The 15,995-nt window shown below is 64.1% G+C and carries 15 protein-coding genes; 5 read left to right on the top strand and 10 right to left on the bottom strand.

What is annotated here, in order from left to right; translation table 11 throughout:
- From ACH2EI_RS13300 to ACH2EI_RS13280, 5 genes are all read right to left on the bottom strand, one after another.
- On the bottom strand, window positions 1-546 hold a 546-nt coding region (locus tag ACH2EI_RS13300), incomplete at its 3' end, for an NfeD family protein (RefSeq protein WP_395154219.1).
- Between the two features lie 134 nt (window positions 547-680).
- Window positions 681-2,240, bottom strand: coding sequence for a Rieske 2Fe-2S domain-containing protein (locus ACH2EI_RS13295; RefSeq protein ID WP_395160354.1), 1,560 nt, complete (start codon window positions 2,238-2,240; stop codon window positions 681-683).
- A gap of 216 nt (window positions 2,241-2,456) precedes the next feature.
- Window positions 2,457-3,131 carry a DUF2510 domain-containing protein gene (locus tag ACH2EI_RS13290; RefSeq protein ID WP_395154217.1) on the bottom strand — a complete coding sequence of 225 codons (675 nt, stop codon included), beginning with the start codon at window positions 3,129-3,131 and terminating at the stop codon, window positions 2,457-2,459.
- Between the two features lie 66 nt (window positions 3,132-3,197).
- Entirely contained in the window at window positions 3,198-3,899 is a 702-nt protein-coding gene (locus ACH2EI_RS13285; protein ID WP_395154216.1) for an ABC transporter ATP-binding protein, read from the bottom strand.
- Window positions 3,900-3,920: 21 nt separating this feature from the next.
- Window positions 3,921-5,600, bottom strand: coding sequence for a hypothetical protein (locus ACH2EI_RS13280; RefSeq protein WP_395154215.1), 1,680 nt, complete (start codon window positions 5,598-5,600; stop codon window positions 3,921-3,923).
- 146 nt (window positions 5,601-5,746) lie between these two features.
- On the opposite strand from ACH2EI_RS13280, the gene ACH2EI_RS13275 reads away from it, so the two are divergent.
- A complete protein-coding gene (locus ACH2EI_RS13275) occupies window positions 5,747-6,451 on the top strand; it encodes a TlpA family protein disulfide reductase (RefSeq protein WP_395154214.1) in 705 nt (234 codons plus the stop codon).
- A 29-nt stretch (window positions 6,452-6,480) separates the two neighbouring features.
- Here ACH2EI_RS13275 and ACH2EI_RS13270 read toward each other — a convergent pair whose 3' ends face one another.
- The 3 genes from ACH2EI_RS13270 to larB are packed head-to-tail and all read right to left on the bottom strand — an operon-like array spanning window position 6,481 to window position 10,059.
- Complete coding sequence (locus tag ACH2EI_RS13270; protein WP_395160352.1) at window positions 6,481-8,094, bottom strand: ATP-binding cassette domain-containing protein; 1,614 nt, start codon at window positions 8,092-8,094, stop codon at window positions 6,481-6,483.
- 13 nt (window positions 8,095-8,107) lie between these two features.
- Window positions 8,108-9,325: a nickel pincer cofactor biosynthesis protein LarC gene (larC, locus tag ACH2EI_RS13265; protein ID WP_395154212.1), complete on the bottom strand. Its 1,218-nt coding sequence runs from the start codon at window positions 9,323-9,325 to the stop codon at window positions 8,108-8,110.
- A complete protein-coding gene (gene larB / locus ACH2EI_RS13260; protein ID WP_395154211.1) occupies window positions 9,322-10,059 on the bottom strand; it encodes a nickel pincer cofactor biosynthesis protein LarB in 738 nt (245 codons plus the stop codon). Before larB ends, larC begins: the two co-directional genes overlap by 4 nt.
- Window positions 10,060-10,148: 89 nt before the next feature.
- Here larB and pheA point away from each other — a divergent pair, with 89 nt between their 5' ends.
- From pheA to ACH2EI_RS13245, 3 genes are all read left to right on the top strand, one after another.
- The gene (pheA, locus tag ACH2EI_RS13255; RefSeq protein WP_395154210.1) at window positions 10,149-11,105 is read left to right on the top strand and encodes a prephenate dehydratase; all 957 of its coding nucleotides are present in this window, start codon (window positions 10,149-10,151) and stop codon (window positions 11,103-11,105) included.
- 102 nt (window positions 11,106-11,207) lie between these two features.
- Window positions 11,208-12,092 carry an SDR family oxidoreductase gene (locus ACH2EI_RS13250; protein WP_395154209.1) on the top strand — a complete coding sequence of 295 codons (885 nt, stop codon included), beginning with the start codon at window positions 11,208-11,210 and terminating at the stop codon, window positions 12,090-12,092.
- Window positions 12,089-12,691 (top strand): hypothetical protein, encoded by a 603-nt coding sequence (locus ACH2EI_RS13245; RefSeq protein WP_395154208.1) that lies wholly within the window; start codon window positions 12,089-12,091, stop codon window positions 12,689-12,691. The genes ACH2EI_RS13250 and ACH2EI_RS13245 overlap by 4 nt, the downstream gene beginning before the upstream one ends.
- 5 nt (window positions 12,692-12,696) lie before the next feature.
- Here the strand turns inward: ACH2EI_RS13245 and ACH2EI_RS13240 are convergent, their stop codons facing one another.
- Together ACH2EI_RS13240 and ACH2EI_RS13235 are read right to left on the bottom strand one after the other, a co-directional pair.
- Window positions 12,697-13,941: a DUF445 domain-containing protein gene (locus ACH2EI_RS13240; RefSeq protein ID WP_395160350.1), complete on the bottom strand. Its 1,245-nt coding sequence runs from the start codon at window positions 13,939-13,941 to the stop codon at window positions 12,697-12,699.
- Between the two features lie 40 nt (window positions 13,942-13,981).
- Window positions 13,982-14,461, bottom strand: coding sequence for a VOC family protein (locus tag ACH2EI_RS13235; RefSeq protein WP_395154206.1), 480 nt, complete (start codon window positions 14,459-14,461; stop codon window positions 13,982-13,984).
- A 211-nt stretch (window positions 14,462-14,672) separates the two neighbouring features.
- Here ACH2EI_RS13235 and ACH2EI_RS13230 point away from each other — a divergent pair.
- Window positions 14,673-15,995: endonuclease/exonuclease/phosphatase family protein (locus ACH2EI_RS13230; protein WP_395160348.1), on the top strand; the 1,323-nt coding region annotated here is incomplete at its 3' end.

Raw genomic sequence — 15,995 nt, 5'->3', positions numbered from 1 at the left:
TGGGGGTGTTGGGGGTGGCTTCTGAATCGGCGGGCCCGTGGGCGGAGCCGTGGGCGGTGCAGCGATGAGCGGTGTCACGACCACCCGGGTGCCGTGCATTTCGGTGACGGTGACCTTCGACCCGCCGGTGATCGCGATTCCGTCGTTGGTGAGTGCGCTCCATACTTCGCCCTCGACCTTGACGCGACCGCGTCGTTCGGTGTCGTCGGGGTCGATCGTGGCGGTGACGATCGCCGTCATCCCGACGAGCCGATCAGCGCCCACACCTGCAGCAAGGTCGCTTTCACCGGCGAACTTCATCACACGCTTGTACAGCAGGATCCACAACGCTGCGCCGCCGAAGATGAAGACGCCCCACTGGATTTCGATGGCGACGTTGTAAAAGCCCAGCAGAGCGGCAGCGAATGCGGAGACGGAAAAGGGCAGAAGGACGAATGCGCCAGCAAGCACCGTCAGCTCGATGATGACGAACGTGACGCCAATGAACAGCCACACCCACGGCCAGAAGTTGAGGTCGATCCCGAGGTCCAATATGGCCGACAACATGAACTTCACACTACTCGGCCACCCGAGCGGAGCGGGTTCGACGGGACTTCCAGGACTCGGACGTAGTGGCGAGGTCGCTGGCTGGCGGTTGCGGTCACACTGTGCCTGACACGGTGTGAGACACGGTGTGACCGTTAGGCGCGGCGGATGCGCAGGGGCGTCTCGGTGGGCGAGGTGATGCAGGCGCCGGTGTCGCAGTCGAAGCGCCAGCCGTGCAGCGTGCAGACAAACTCACCGTCTTGGATTTCGCCGAAGGCTTCGAGGTCGGCATCACGGTGTGGGCAGCGCCGCTGGACGACGTAGTTGCCGACTTGGATATCGGCCTCGTCGACATGGTCGCCGCCGCCGGCTGCGATCTCGAGTTTGCGCACCACTTCGGCTTCGGTGCGCTTCATCCGTTCACGCGACAACGACTTCAAGAAGTTGTAGACGTATTCGTTGAACTCGCCTTCGCGCCACGCCGTGAAGCGGCACGACAGCAGCAGCGAGTTACTCCAGTCGACGGCGCGTTGAGCGGTCACGGCTTCGACCAGGTCGCGCGAGATGTCGAACCGGAAGCGGTATTGCTCGCCGTCGTGGCGGCGTACCTCGGCGTTCGGGAAGTCGATCAGGATGGGCAGGTTGCCCGCGTTGATCAGAACGTTCGCGCCGACCATCGAACACAGCGTCGGCGCCATCTCGAGCAGCGGCTGCCACCAGTTTTGCAGCTCAGCCAGCAGGTCGATATCGAGCGCCTTCCAGCCAGCTTTCATGTCGTCGAGCCACGGCAACCAGTCGGCCTGGTACTGCTCGAGGTAGGCGCGCTTGTCCGTGAAGATTGCGTCGACGTCAGCACCCGGCATCGGGTGGGTCGAGGTGATCGCGTCGCCGACCTCAATCGTGGTACCGGGGATGTTCAGCACGCCATCGCGTCCGCTGTCGCTGAGCATCGCGAGGAACGCGGTCTGGTCGGGGAAGATCGACAGCTCGTCACCGTCGATCATGTTCAAGTCGAAAAGGTCAGGGTCGAGGAAGCAAGGCGGGCCGGCGCTCGGCACGACAGCGCGTGCGTCAATCTTTTCGACGTACCGCATCGCACGGGCGAACTGGGCTTTGACCTTCGTCGTGCACTGGCGCCGCTTCTCAGTGTCGTCCATCTCGTAGACCATCGGAAACCAGATCGCGCCGGAGAACTGCAGCCAGTGCAGATCGACCGGACCGTGCGCAGCGAGCTGGCCGAGGTCGTTCGTGCGACAGTCGTTTTGGTTGACGAGGATCGCATCGTCGGCCATGACGACCAGCGCTGAGTCGCCGCCTGGGCCATCGGTGATCGACGACTCGATGTGAATGGCGACTTTGAGGCCCGCCGCAATCTCCAGTTCTTCGGTGTCGTTCGTCTCCAAGAAATTGGTGAACCCGTGCTCCTGCAATGTGCGCCGCTGCTCGCGGGTTGGGAAGTCTGGGAGCAGGATTGGAATATCACGACGCAGATGCCGATCGAGCCATGCCTTGTCGTGGTGATCGCCGTGCAGGTGCGACACGTAGAGGAAGTCGGCCTGCTCGATCCGCTCCTGCAGTTCGTTGCTCAGCTGATCGTTGCGCGGGAACGGGAACCACCCACCAAAAAACGCGGGCTGGAACCAGGGGTCACACAGAATGGACCCCGCTGACGTCTCGATCAGAATTCCTGCATGGCCAATCGACGTCGCACGCACTCCTTCAGGATAGAGGTGCTGGCGGTGGTGCGGAAGATCGTGTGCCGCCTGTTGGTGTTTCGATTTTGTGTGAGCGATTGCGGGAACCGACGCAGTAATCGCTCACACAAAATTGGGGAAGCAGTTTTGTGTGAGGAGAACTGGGCAACGACGCCGTAATTGCTCACACAAAAGCTTCAGAACCGGTGTGAGGCCACGCAGTGCAGCCGGACTGAATCAGGCGACGGGTGGGTCGGTGAATTGCTGCCCTGCACGCGAGACATGCTCGGTCCAGGCACTGCCGTCCCAGTAGCGGAGTTCGTAGCGGCCGGACGGATCGGCGTACCAGCCGGCGGGGACACTCGACTCGGCGGCAGCAGCTTCGGTAGCAGCGTCGACGGCCTGGTCAGCAACACCACCTGTTGCGGCAACGGCCTGATCACCGGAGTCAGCCGTACCGGCTGCTGCGTCATCGGCACCGACCTGCGCTGCGAGAACAGCGATGTCGTTGTCAGGAGCGGCGGCCCAACCGGCCGGCTCGGCTGCTGCTGCAGCGTTGGCTGCAGCGTTGGCTGCATCGACGGCAGCAGCGTTGCTTGAATCGTTGGCTGCATCGACGGCGGGCACGTACGGCGTGTCGTCGCCCGGCAGCGTTGGCGTGTCGACTGAGGCGTTGGGCGCCTCGGCGGCAGCGGGCATCTCAGCGACGGGAGAAGCAGCGACGCTGACGTCGCCAGCCTCGCTGGGGGTGGACCCGGAATCAGCGCTCTCACGGCTCAAATAGGCCACGATGTTCGTGCCCGCGGCCACGATCGAGACGACAGCCCAACCCTCAGCCGACTTCTCGGTGAGCATGGGGGCGAGGGATTCGGCATCGTATGACGACGCGGTGATCGAGAAAAACTCCTGCATTACAGCAGATTAGTCCACGACCCGCCCAGAAACAGACGCATTGGGTTCGTTCATGAGGAATCTTTGTCACTCGTCGGACGGTTGTAGGCCTTCGGTGAGGGCGTTGACATCGGCGTGCTGGGGATCACCGTCGTAGGTGACAACGCCACCGCTGAGGGCGACGAGGCGTTGGCTTTCCATCACGCTCGACAGTTCATGCGTGGCGACAACGAGTGCTGCTCCGTCGGCATGGGCGAGCCGAAACAGCTCGAGAAGTGCAAGGCGTCCGGTGCGGTCGAGACCGACGAACGGCTCGTCAACGAGCATCACGTCGAAGGGCCGGACGAACGCCATCGTGATCGCAGCCTTTTGCTTGAGCCCGCGGCTGAACGTCATCGGGAGATCATCAGCACGGTCAACGAGCCCCACAGCGTCGAGGAGGTCCACGGCGTGCTGTTCCCAGTTTTCGGTGCCGTGGAGGCGAGCGATGTACTCGAGGTGCTCCCAGACGCTCAGATCGTCGTAAAACACCGGCGCGTCTGACAGGTAGGAGAGTGCCGCACGAGCGTCGGGCGAACCAAGCGCGTTGCCGGCGATCTCGGCCGTACCGTCGGAAGGTTCGAGCATCCCGGCGAGCATGCGGATCAACGTGGTCTTGCCGCTGCCGTTGTGGCCGATCAGAGTCACCCGTTCGCCCGCGTTCACTTCAAAATCGATCGGTGCGAGTGCCTGGGCGTCGCCGTATCGCTTGGTCAATGCGACAGCGCTAATCGCGGGTGTGGTGTTCATCGGGTTCCCATCATGAAGGATTCAGGTCGTTTGCCGTGCAGCCCGGCCAGCTTCGAAGAATGATCGAATTGCGATGCCCCAGTGGTCGCGTCGCTGGACCCAGCGCACGAGTAGACCGAGGACTAACGCAACGCCGATGGTGGCCCGGACGGCTGTGCCGGCGCTCGGATTGAAACGCATTGCGATGATCGGGAGAAGGCCAAGGCTGCTGAGGAAGATCGGCAAAAAAGTCGAGAACGCGTTGCTGAAGCCGGCGAACTCGGGCGGGACAAATGACTGCTCGGTGTCGCGGGGTGTGCCCATGATGTTTGTGTCGGCCACGGCGATCAGGGTCGGCGCATCGAGCACCGCTCCGGCAACTGGGCCAATAGCGCCGGCGAGGGTGGCCGGCAATGCGATGGCAAACGCGGCTGCGGCGTGGGTCGGCTCGAGGATCGATGCAGCCGCGGCGCCGAGGAGTGCGGCTACCGCGAGCAGCGCCGCGGGAGCAACCAGGTGGTGGACAAAAAGTTGGCCACGTTCGATGGGGAGCCCGTCGGTGATGTCTGGGCGGTCAATCTCTTGCGACAACGGTTCGATGGCTTCCATGCCGAGCAGGAACAGGGCGGCGAGTGTCCCAAGGAGAAACAGCAGGCTGGAACTGGTTGCGAGCGATGCACAGGCGCCGCCGACCATTGCGAGGCTGGCGATGCGCGCGAGCCGCGATGCCGGTAGCCGTCGAAGTGACCGGAATCCGCGCCGCCAGATCATTGAACGGACGGAACCATGCGACCCACGGCGTTCGGTGATGGGTGTTCGTGGTGAGCCTCCCCACGGAGTTGACCGGAGCGTTTCAGCGCGCAGTTGGCGGCGCAGCATGACGACGGTTCGCAGGTCTTGCACGGTCGCCGCGAAGCGGAGTTGTGTGACCAGTGAGCCGCGGCGCGCGAGCGGTTCGATGCGCAGGCCGCCACAGACGGCGAGCGAGAGCACGATCGCTCCAAGTGTGATGGCGATCGCGACGACGTCGATACCTTGCTGACGGATCCCCCAGAAGGCAAGGCTCCCGTCGAGGTCGGCTGGGCCGAAACGCAGCGGACTCTTGCTCGGGCCGTTCCAGTCGATCCACGCGGCTGCGCCCTGCCAGGCGAGACCAACCGCTGCGACTCCGGTGGCGGCCCAGCGCGGCAAACGGATGACGTGGGCGATCACGGCCGATGTGACGAACACGGCACCCGTCACGGCGCCGAAGAGCGCGCCAGCGCCAGCCCATGCTGCTCGCGATCCTTCGACCTCTCGGGCGACGAACTGTCCGAGCACGGCGGTCGCCATTGCAAACGAGAACGTGACGGATCGGATCCGCTGGCCGACCGGCCGCAGCAGTGCGCGTCGTCGGTCGATTGGTGAGAGAAGAACGTGGCGGATGTCGGCCACTTCGATCGCCACGGGTCCGCCATCAGCTCCACTGCGGAGGCCCAGTCCAAAGGCCAACACGACGATGAGGCCGATGACCGATGGGCCCCGTGCCAACAAGTCGGAGGTCTTGATGCCGTCGCCGACTACTCCGTCGATCGCGTCCGAAGCGAGAACGACGCCAGTCAGACCGACGAGTGCGAACAGGTAGACGCGGTAGGCGACATCGAACCATTCGGCATCACCGAGTCGACGACTTTGGCGAGTGCGACGCAGGTCGCGCAATGCTCCTGCCGTGTCGATTTCCATCGTCCGCGACGCTATCCGTCGCCGTGACCACCGACTCGATTCCGATAGCTGTGAAAGCTGACCGGTGCCGAGGAGGAACGCCTCCTGTAGTGCAAACTATGAAGAGGAATACTCCGATGACCAAGTCGGATGACGAGGAGCCTCTCATGACGACACAGACCTGCAACCGATTTTTCGCCGCACTTGCGGCCAGCGCCCTCCTTGCCTTGTCGGCGTGTGGAGGCAGCGATGCCGCCAGCGACACCGCATCCGACACTGCACCCGAGCTGGCCGCTGATGTTGATGAAGCCGCTCCTGAAGAGGCAACGGCGGTGCCGGTCGTCGCTGTCGCCGCGATCCTCGAGAGCTCCGCATCGTTGACCGTCACCGGCGAGGCCCTGCCGCCGCTCGAAGATCCGAATAACGACGCGGCGGTCGGCACGGCTGCCCCGGTCGTCGTCGGCGCCACCTTCGACGGCACCGAAGTGTCGATCGGCGGCCCGACCGATGGGCCGACGATGCTCGTGTTCCTCGCTCACTGGTGCCCGCACTGCAACGACGAGATCCCCGAGATCGCGACGTTGCGTGACCGCGGCGACCTGCCTGACAATCTCAACATCATCGGTGTCAGCACCGCAGTGCAGCCCGATCGTGACAACTTCCCGCCGTCGAGCTGGATTGTTGAGAAGGATTGGACCTGGCCGGTACTTGCCGACACTGCCGACTCGGAAGCCATTCAACTGTATGGCGGCACGGGCTTCCCGTTCACCGTGATGCTGAACGCCGACGGCACTGTCAACGCCCGCAAGAGCGGCAACGAATCGGCCGACCAGATCCTCGAGTGGATCAACACCGCACTCCTGACCGTCTGATCTTGGGCTCGCCGAGCTGGCTGGTTGAATCAGCCGGCCCAGGTTGGTGGCAACGTCGTGTGGTCACTGACGTTGCAGTCGTCGCCGAACACCAGATAGCGGTCGAAGTTGCGCAGAAACCAGCGGTCGTGGGTGACGGTGACGACGGTGCCGTTGAACTGTTGGAGACCGACTTCGAGCGCCTCGGATGACACGAGGTCGAGGTTGTCGGTCGGCTCGTCGAGCAATAACAACGTGGCGCCCGAGAGCTCGAGCAGCAGGATCTGAAATCGCGCCTGCTGGCCACCCGACAATGTCTCAAACAGTTGGTGCGCCGCGTGCTGGAGCTCGTAGCGACGCAGCATGCCCATTGCCTTGCTGAGCACCACGTCGTGATCGTGCAAGATGTCAACGAGCTCGCGCCCGTTCCACTCGGGGTGCTCATGTGTCTGGTGGAACAACCCGGGAACAACACCTGAGCCGAGCCGGCACACACCGTTGTGAGCCACTGCGCCAGGACCCGAACGAGGAGCACTGTCCATCGAGGCGGAGTCGAGGAGGCGGAGGAAATGGCTCTTGCCGACACCGTTGCCGCCGAGCACAGCAACGCGCTCGCCGTACCAGAGCTCGGCGTCGAACGGATCGGTCAGGCCTTCGATCTCCAACCCCTCACAGATGACTGCTCGCTTGCCGGTGCGTGCGCCGCGCAGCTGAATGTTGATCACCTGCTCGGCCACGTCGGGCGGCCGTTCGTTCTTTTCGATGAAGTGGCGCAGCTTTGTTTCGGCGGCTTTCAACTTCGGTGCAAACGCTTCACTCATCGAGGTGCGCTGGCGCATCAGCTTCACGTAGTCGGCGAGCCGCAGCTTCTCGGTGTCGTACAGCGCACGGTTGTGGGAGCGAACGTTGTCGTGGTGCTCCTTCGCCGTGGCGTACGTGGCGAACGAGCCGCCATGTGTCCATGCTCCAGCCGGGTCGATCGTCACGATCTTGGTCGCGGTAGCGGCGAGCAGTTCGCGGTCGTGGCTGATGTAGACCACGGTCTTGCGGGTCTCGTTGAGCTGCCGTTCGAGCCAGCGCTTCGCTGGGACGTCGAGGAAGTTGTCGGGCTCATCGAGCACGAGCACGTCGAACTCGCTGCGCAACAACGCCTCAAGTGCGAGTCGCTTCTGCTCGCCACCGCTCAAGGTGCGGAGCAGCCGGTCGGCCACTGCATCGAACGATTCACCGAACGCCCGCGTCGTGCACTCGTTCCACAGCACCTCGGCGTCATATCCGCCGACATCGCCCCACGCCGCGATTGCTTCGGCATACGCCATGCCGTCGTCGTTCGCGAGGGTGGCCTCGGCGGCAGCGAGCCTCGTTGCTGCACCGCTGAGTCGGGGAGGAGCGATTGAAAGGAGGAGTTCGCGGACGGTTGATGCAGGGTGTTCGGCGGTGCCGACGAGCTGGTGCATCACCCCAAGCTGACCGTCGATGCTGATCGTGCCGGCGGTCGGCGTGAGTTCGCCGGTGATCAGTCGGAGGAGCGTGGTCTTGCCGACTCCGTTTGCACCGACCAGCGCAACACGGTCACCGTTGCCGATCGTGAAACTGATGTCGTCGAGCAGCTCATCGCCACTGGGAAGACGCCATTCGAGATGGCTCACTGAGATCGCGCCCATCAGATGACCCTGATCACGGTCGGAGGTGGTCGGCGGCAGCGACGGCGCGTTCGATCACGATGCGGACCGGGATGCCGAGCGCTTCGGCCGCGCGTGCGGCATCGTTGAACTCGACCTTCGTGCGATGGGCCGCGACCTTGAGCCCGATGGTGTGGCCGTCGATCTCGACGCTCGTCATCTCGCGCTGCTGAGGCCAGCGCACGAGCGAGGTGGCACGCACACCGAGCGAACCGGTTTCACGCACCAGCACATCGCGCACGGCGTCGCGTAGCGCAGGCTCGCACAACGCACTCACGGTGTGCGCCGGGCGGCCTTTCTTCATGACGATCGGTGTGGCCCAGGCATCGTGTGCGCCCGCAGCGAGGAGCCGATCGATGGTGTGCGCGATGACCTCGCCGGACACGTCATCGACGTTGACGTCGAGCTGCACGATCGGAGCGCCATCGTCACCAGCAAGCAACGCAGCGGCTTCGACGATCGTGACTTGGACGACGTTGGCGCGTCCGGGCGGGTCGGCAGTCCCGGCGCCGTAGCCGACGCTGCTCGGGGTCCCGGAGGGCATCGGGCCGAATTCGGTGGCCAGGGTCGTCATCAACGCGGCACCGGTCGGCGTCGCGGTTTCCAGCGTCATCGGCAAGCCGTGCGTTGGCGCGCCAGCTTCGGTGAGGAGCGCGAGTGTTGCCGGGGCCGGGTGGGGGAGCGCGCCGTGAGCTGTCTGCACGATGCCGCTGCCAAGGCCAATCGACGAGCACACAACACGTTCGATGCCTAACGATTCGAGCGCTGCGCAGACGCCGATGACGTCGATGATCGAGTCGAGCGCACCGATTTCGTGCAGCTCGACGTCGGCTGGATCGATGCCGTGAATCGCGCCTTCGACTGCAGCCAACCGTTCGAAGACGGCGCGGGCCCGGGAACGCACCCGGTCGGGGAGATCGGCCGCGTCGAGGAGCGCAAAGATCTCACTCGCAGGGCGATGGACGTGCGGCGCAGCCTCTCCAGAGTGCTCACTGTCATGTGCGTGCAACCCGTCGTGCGTGACAATGTTTGCCCACGTCGCGCCAACTCCGCACCGCTGGACGCGTTCGAAGAACATGGCGTAGCCGTCGACGCCGAGCCCGGCGACCGTGTCGGCAATCGTGTCGGTGTCGGCACCGGCATCGACCAGCGCAGCCATCACCATGTCGCCGGCGACACCGGCGTGACAGTTGAACCACGCCGTACGCGTCACGGACACATCCTCGCAATTGCGCAGGCCGCGCCGAACCCGTTGTCGATCCCGACGACCGTGATGCCCGACGCACAGGTGGCATGCATTGCCAACAGCGCGGTGACGCCTTCGAGCCCGGCGCCGTAGCCGACGCTGGTCGGGACAGCAACCACTGGTACGGACGTGAGCCCACCAATGACGCTCGCCAGCGCACCTTCCATGCCGGCAATACAGATCACTGCGTCGGCTGAGGTGACGTCGTCGAGGCGAGCAAGGAGCCGGTGGAGGCCGGCGACACCGACGTCGGCGATGAGCCGAGGCGCAAAGCCATAGGCGCGCAGCGTCAATTCGGCCTCGTGCGCCACAGCGAGGTCGCTCGTCCCGGCAGTGATGACGAGCACGTCTGAGGTGCGCGTCTGCTCGGCCCCACGCCACAGCAGCGTCCCGTTGGCTTCGATGGCTGGGCCGTGCGCTTCGAGGCACGCAGCCCGCTGCGCGCTGTCGGTCCGGGTGAGGAGCACCGGGCCCGATCCGTGTTCCAGAAGCTCTGCGACGATCTTGACGCAGTGCTCGACGGTCTTGCCTGGCCCGTACACGGCCTCGGGCATGCCTTGGCGGAGTGCGCGGTGATGATCGACGAGCGCGCCGTCCACATCGGCAAACGGGAGCCGTCGGAGCTGTGCCACCGCATCGTCGGGATTGGTCGTTCCTGATCGGATGCTCTCGATCAGTTCACGGAGGCCTTGTTCGTTCATGAAGGCATCGTGCCAGAAGGAAGACGTAACGCCATGTCAGCCGATATGTCTGGGCGGCAGTTCGTGGACAATGGCCTACGCTCAGCCTCATGAACGAGAGTGGGACTGGGCAGGCAACGGAGATCAAACGCGTTGGATTCTTCGGTCCGTTCGGCACGTTCACGCAACAGGCGCTCCGGACTCAGGCCGACCTGGTTGCAGCTGAGCAGATTCCGTTCCGCACGGTGCCCGACATCCTCGACGCAGTGCAGGCCGGCGTGGTCGATGTCGGCTTCGTACCGATCGAGAACTCGATTGAGGGCATGGTCAACTTCACGCAGGACGCGCTCGCCTTCGACTACGACCTCGTCATCCAGCGCGAAGTCGTGATCGACATCGAGCACTGCCTCGTCGCCCGCCCGGGCGTCACGCTCGCCGACATCTCGACGATCCACTCAATACCTGTCGCCACGGCGCAATGCCACCGCTACCTCCGCGAGACGCTGCCCGAAGCCGATATCCGCGCCGCGAACAGCACTGCCGACGCCGCCAAAACCGTTGCCGAATCTGACGATACGAACATCGCCGCGCTCGCCCCGCGGGTCGCGGCTGAGCTCTACGGCCTTGATGTGGTTGCTGCCGACATCGCCGACCACGAGGGCAACCAGACCCGCTTCCTGCTCGTCGCCCGCGACGGTGTGCCCGCACCGACTGGCCACGACAAGACGGCGCTCGTCATCTATCAACGTGCCGATGCGCCAGGCTCGTTGATCTCGATTCTCCAGGAATTCGCCGCTCGTCAGATCAACCTGTCGAACCTGTTCAGTCGTCCAACGAAAGACGGCGGCCTCGGCGACTACTGCTTCATCATTTACGCCGATGCCCACGTGTCCGACCAGCTCCTTGCCGACACGATGCGGTCGCTGCACGCAAAACAAGGCCGCGTCAAGTTCCTGGGTTCGTACCCGGCCGTCGGTGAGCACGCCGCCGCTGCCCGCGCCGACGCAGGTGGCCGCTGGGATGTCGCTGACGCCTGGCTGGCTGCCATCCGCGCCCAGATCAACTAACTCGTCACGACCCTCCTACTTTCCTGCAGAGGTCCCTGTCCGCGTCCCAGTCTCTTTTTCCTGGGCTCAACGTGGAGATGCCCCGCCGTTAGTCTCGGCGTCATGTCGGAACAGCCTGTCGCAGTCGTCACCGGTGCCAACTCAGGGATCGGTCGCGCTGCCGCGGTCCACCTTGCTCAGGAAGGGATGCGCGTCTTCGGAACGGTGCGCTCAGCGTCCAAGGCCGAGAAGCTGCTGGCGATGGCTGCAGCTGCTGGGGTCACTGTCGAACTCGCCGAGCTCGATGTCGCTAACGACGAGTCGGTGCAGGCTGGCTTCGCACAGATTCTCGCTGCTGCAGGTCGTGTCGATCACTTGGTGAACTCGGCCGGAGTGGGCGGCAACGCCGTCGCCGAGGAGTGCCCTCCCGATCTGTACAACAGTGTCTTCAACGTCAATGTCACTGGCGCTGTCCGCTGTGCCCAGCAGGTGCTGCCGGGCATGCGCGAGCGCCGATCAGGCACGATCGTCAACATCACCTCGGTGGCCGGCCGCATCGCGGCACTCGCGCAGTCGCCCTACGTCGCTTCCAAGTGGGCGCTCGAAGGCGTCAGCGAGGGGATGGCTCAAGAACTCGCGCCGTTCGACGTACGTGTGGCAATCGTCGAGCCCGGTGTAACGAAGTCAGCGATCTTCGCCAAGAACATCGATGCGCCGAACTCGACCGGCGCCTACGACGCTCACTATCAGAAGATGTTTCAGTTCTATGCCGCCGGGTACATGAGCGCGACCGACCCGTTCGAGGTCGCCAAGGTCATCCACCACTCGATCGTTACCGACGCACCCGAGCTGCGGTACGCCGTCAGCTGGGCGGGCCCCGAGATGGCTGCGCTGCACGACCGCATCGACCACGCCGACTGGCTCGAACTGGGCCGGATCGTCGACTTGGACAGCTACATGACGCGTTTCGAAGAAATCTTCGGCGTCGACATCTATACGCCGAGATGAATACCGCCGTCCCGCTCAAGATCCTGACCGTCTGTAGTCACAACCGGACTCGTTCTGTGATGACAATGGTGATGCTGCAGTCGATGCTCGACGCGCAGTTGGGTGATGGCGCAGCCATCGTCCGGTCGCTCGGTTTCGGGCCAGAAGGCATTCCGTCGATTCCTGATGCGGTCGCTGCAATGAAGCGGCGCGGCTTCGACACGTCTCAACACCGCAGCCGCAAAGTCACTGCGAAGAACGTCGGTCCGGCTGACCTCATTCTCACGTCGGAACGCAATCACGTCGTCAAGATCGCTGCGATGTCACCACAGGCGTACCGCCAGACGATGACGTTGCCCGAATTCTTGTCGCTTGCAGAACTTGATGATTCGCCGCCGGCAGAATCAGTTCGCGACTGGGTTGGCGGGCTGACTGCGTCTCGGTCAGCGCGCTCCTACATGGAGAGTGACGTGGGTGAGATCATCGATCCGACCGGATCCGCTCCCCGGGCATTCGAAAAGTCAGTCGTGGGAATGGAAGAGATGTGCAGACGCGCAACTCACTACATCGTCCGGGTTGCCGAACCTCCGGAGACCGCCAAACGCTTTTCGTTCGACTGAAACCGTCAGAGGAATTGGCCGACGGCGTGGATCACGAGGCCGGCCAAGCCGCCGACGATGGTGCCGTTGATGCGGATGAACTGCAGGTCGCGACCGACCTGGAGCTCCAACTTGTCGGCGGTCGACGCTCCGTCCCATTTGGCGACCGTTGACGAGATGATGTCACCGACCTCAGCCCGGTAGTTCTCGACGGCGTAGGCGAGGGCGTCGGAGACCCATCCGTCGATCTTCGCCTGGAGCACCGGATCGCCGGCCAAACGTTCACCGAGCCGCTGGAGGCTGGCCACCAAACGGACACGCAGTTGGCTGGCCGGGTCGTTGGCGGCACTGATCATCCCGCGTTTGGTTTCGACCCAGAGTGAGTCGATCCATCGGCGCACTTCGGGGTGGTCGAGCAACTCTTCCTTGAGCGCCTCGCCGGAGGCCAGCAGCTTGGGATCGTTACGCAGCCGCTCGGCGAATGCCATGGTTCGTTCGTCGACATTCCTGCGGATTTCGTGCTGCGGGTTGCGGCCGACGTCGTCGAGAAAGCGGCCGACAGCGTCGTAGATCTTGTTGAAGACACGATCGTCGATCGGCTCGGGGACCCACCACGGTGACTCCTCGTCGAGGCGGTCGCGGAAGGTGCTGCGGTTGTCGTTGAGAAAGCCGGCGATGCCGACGAGTACAGCGTCGAGGAGTCGTTGCTGATGGCCGCCCTCGACGGTGAGGTCGATTGCCTTGCCGACCAGCGGCGTGATGGGCGTGGCGCGCACACGCGATTCGATGAGGTGCTCGAGGCCTTGCTGGATCTCGTTGTCGTCGAGTACTTCGAGCCCGCCGCGCAAGACGTCGGCAACCGCGTCACCCGCGCGAGTTGCGTTGGTCGGCGCGGCCAACCATTCACCGGCACGACGACCGAGTTCGGCGCCGCGCAACCGTTCATCGATTACGTCGCGTGTCAGGAAGTTTGACTCGACGAACTCGCCGAGGCTCTGCCCGATCTGATCTTTGCGCTTGGGGATGATCGCCGTGTGCGGGATGGGGATTCGCAGCGGATGTCGAAAGAGCGCGGTGACGGCGAACCAGTCGGCGAGCGCCCCGACCATCGCGGCCTCGGCGCAGGCACGGAGGTAGCCGACCCACGCACCGGACTCCTCGTTGATTTTGGCCACGACGTAGATGGCCGCGGCGATGACCAGCAACGAGGTGGCCACCAACTTCATGCGCCGGAGCGCCTCCCGCTTCTCGAGATCGGGGTCGACAGTCATCTTGCCTCCGGATGAAGCAGAACCGACTGGCGAGCCCGACTCAGCCCCAGACTTCACGAACCTTCTCGTACACGCCCTGGTCGAAGGAAAATTCAACGAGGTTGCCGTCGGGGTCTTCGAGCATGCAGATGTAGCCGATCGGGTCGGGCATCATCTGCGCCTCCATGGCAAGGCAACCGTCGGCCTTGGCACGCGCTGCGATGGCGTCGACGTCGGCCTTGGTCGGCAGCTCCATGCCGAAGTGATTGAACGGAGCGAGCTTCGCGAGCGGAGTTGGGGCGAACGGATCGCGGCCCTCAAAGAACTGCGCCAGCACGAGCACGAAGGGGTGTTCACCCGAATCGGAGTGACCGAGCCACGCCCCGTATCCATCAGCGTCTTCACGCCTGTCGAGCAATTCGAGTGCGGTGTATTGCTGATACCAGGCAAGAGTGGCGTCGATGTCGGCGACACGCAGTGCGATGTGTGTCCAACGCGACGACGTCGGACGAAGCCCGTGTGTAGCTGCGCTGTCGCTCATTGATGCACCCTCCGGTGATCTGTACGTCGTCGCCGACGTTGCCCCACAGTATGAAGGTCGTTCGCAGCCGTACTGCTGGTCGGGAGCATGCTCACTACAAGTGGCCTTCACACCTTCTCTGTGGCTGCTTTGGTGCCTCTTCGTGCATCTTGGAACTCTTGTAAGAGAGAAACCTAGCTGGTGCCACGGTCGCGGCGTCTAGAGTCGCGCGGTGGCGCAGTCATCGATTTCCGTTCGCGTGTTGTCGTTCAACGTCTGTCTCGGGGGCCGGTCGGTCGACATCAGCAAGGTCGCCGAGGCGATCAGTGCATCGGGCGCCGACGTGGTCGGTCTCCAGGAGGCTGGTGCGAACGTCGAGCTCATTGCGCGGCTTGTTGGATGGGCCCACTTCGACGACCGGCACCAGGTGATCTCGCGCTGGCCGATTGCCGAACCGTCCGATGCGGCCGGCGCATACGTCTACGTGCTCCCCGAGCCGACCGCGGTCATAGCGATCGGCAACGTGCACCTCCCATCCGATCCGTACGGTCCGTACGAGCTGCTCGACGGGCTCGGCGTCGAGCAAACCCTCGACCTCGAACGGAGCACGAGGCTCGCCACGCTGCGGCAGCGGACCGACGCCTGGACGTCGCTGGTCGGTCGAGGCGTGCCGCTTGTGGTGACCGGTGATTTCAATGTGCCGGCGCACACAGATTGGGGTCCCGGCTGGGCGGAGCACCGGGCCCAACCGATGGCTTGGCCGGTGAGCGAAGCGATGACAGCGCTTGGTTTCGTCGACACATACCGGATGGCCAACCCCAAGTTGCCCGGGCTCACGTGGACATACGGATACCCGTATCCACACGGCGGTGAGGCCGAACCGCGCGACCGAATCGATTTCGTGTGGGCCCTCGGTCACGACACAATTACCGATGCCGCGCTCGTTGGCCCGGCAGGCGTGCCCGACGTCGTCGTTGAGGTCGATCCGTGGCCGTCCGATCACCTCGCCGTCGTGACCACGATGACCATGAAACCTGTCGAACCGATGCCTTACGTTGCGCCGCACGCGTCGCGGGTCGAGGTGGGCGAGCTGTTGCGCGTGCGGTTTGCGACTCCGGGCACTCCAGGAGATCGAATCGGCCTGGTGCCGACCGCTGCGCCGATTGACGACGTTCTGATGTGGGTCGCCCCGATGGAGGTCGACCGTTTCGGTGAGGTGACGTTCGGAACCGCGCATCTCGCACCGGGCGAGTACGACGTTGTGCTGGCGACGGCTGCCAGCGAGATTGGACGGCGCCGCATCTGGCTTGTTGGTCGAGGTCGCCAGCCGAGCGTGGCCGCCGGTTTCGACGCGAGCTCGCTCGTCGTGAGCTGGCAAGCGACCTACGGCCGACGTTTCGACTGGGTTGGGGTGTACGCCGCTGGTGACCCCGATCTCGAGAACGGCGCGCTGGCGGCCGCCGAAACCGGCGCGACGATCGATGGCAGCCATTCGTTTGAAGGGCTCGGAGACGGGCCGTTCACGGTTCGGCTGATCGGCGACAGCAGCATTGCC

Source organism: Ilumatobacter sp., from assembly GCF_041688325.1.
Taxonomy (GTDB): domain Bacteria; phylum Actinomycetota; class Acidimicrobiia; order Acidimicrobiales; family Ilumatobacteraceae; genus Ilumatobacter_A.
Note: the sequence above shows the minus strand (reverse complement) of the source record. Positions and strands in the feature narration are given on the sequence as shown.